This window comes from Dietzia sp. B19 (genome assembly GCF_014145155.1).
GTDB lineage: Bacteria > Actinomycetota > Actinomycetes > Mycobacteriales > Mycobacteriaceae > Dietzia > Dietzia natronolimnaea.
In genome coordinates, this window is sequence record NZ_JAALED010000460.1 from 1 (window position 1) to 1,533 (window position 1,533).

Consider the following 1,533-nt stretch of genomic DNA (forward strand, 5'->3'; position numbering starts at 1 on the left):
CGGCCCGTCTCGGGCGAGCGCTGGACACGGGCGTCGACGCCGGGACAGTGGTGCGCGCGTTCGCCCACGGTCGCTCACGGTTCGGCCATCGTGCGGCCGTGATCGGAGACGACGCCGAGGGCCTGCGAGCGGGGTTGGCCGCGGTCGCCGACGGGCACCGGTCGATCTCCGTCGAGACGGGCACCGCGCGAACCGGCCGGACCGCGTTCTGGTTCGGCGGTCAGGGAACCCAGCGGGTGTCGATGGGTATGCAGCTCATCGAGAACTCGGAGGTGTTCGCCGAGGCGTTTCGCCGGGTGTGCGCGGCGTGCGACCGACACCTCGGCACCCCGCTGGCGGACGCGATCGCAGACGCGGGTCTGCTGTCCCGCACCGAGTACACACAGCCGGCGATCTTCGCCTTCGAGGTGGCCATGGCCCGGTTGTTGGCACACGCCGGGGTCGTCCCCGACCTCGTCGGCGGGCACTCCATCGGGGAGATCGCCGCCGCCCACGTCGCCGGGGTCCTGGACCTCGACGACGCCGGGGCACTGGTCTGTGGCCGGGCCCGGTTGATGCAGGGCCTTCCCCCGGGCGCGATGCTGGCGGTCCGTCTCCCCGAGATGCAGGCCCGCGAACTGATCGAGGGTCTCGAGGTCGACGTCGCGGCGGTCAACGACGCGTCGTCGGTCGTCCTCTCCGGACCGCAGGCAGAGATCGACAGTGTGTGTGATCGCCTCACGGCCGGGGTCAAGTGGAAGAAGCTCGCGGTCAGCCACGCATTCCACTCCGCGATGATGGAGCCGATCCTCGACGGCTTCGCCGAGCTCGCGGCCACGCTCACCTATCGGGAACCCCACCTGGTCACGGTGTCGAGCTGCGAACCCGGTGACGCCCGGGAGCTGTGGCGCGACCCCGGTTACTGGGTCCGACACCTCCGGGACACGGTGCGATTCGCCGACGCCGTGACCAGCGACGCGGTCGACGGGACGACGCGGCACGTCGAGATCGGACCGACCGCCGTCCTCGTGCCGGCGATCTCGGACCTCCTTCCCGAGGCCGTCGTCATCCCCTCCCAGCGATCCGGCGGGGACGAACTGGACGGGGTGGCGCACGCACTGGGCGCGCTCTTCTGTTCCGGGGTCGAACCCGACTGGGAGGTCGTGGTGGGCACCGGCCCGGTGGCGACCGCGCCCACCTACCCCTTCGAGCACCGGTCCTACTGGGAGAAGCCGGTTCCCACCCACCGTCAGGAACCATCACCCGCGGACACGAACGCCGTCGACCTCCTCCGACCCGTGTGGCTGGCGGCGCCCGCCCCGGAGGCCGCAACGACCGCCACCGGCGACCACCGGGTGGTCGTGCTCGCCACACCGGACAGGATGCGGTTGGCCGAACAGCTGGCGACCGCGTTGCGGGCACACGGGGCGCACGCGGTGACCGTCGACGCCGCGACCCCGCTGACCGGACTCGAGGACGGGTGCCGGGTGGTGCTGACGACGACCCTCGATCCGGGGGTCGATCCGGACGGCGTCCCCGTCGCGGTGCGGCGGA

Annotated in this window: 1 protein-coding gene; it reads left to right on the top strand. The window is 72.1% G+C overall.

Annotated elements, in window-relative coordinates:
* Positions 1–98: 98 nt before the first annotated feature.
* Positions 99–1,533: acyltransferase domain-containing protein (locus G6020_RS12890; RefSeq protein ID WP_182610892.1), on the top strand; the 1,435-nt coding region annotated here is incomplete at its 3' end.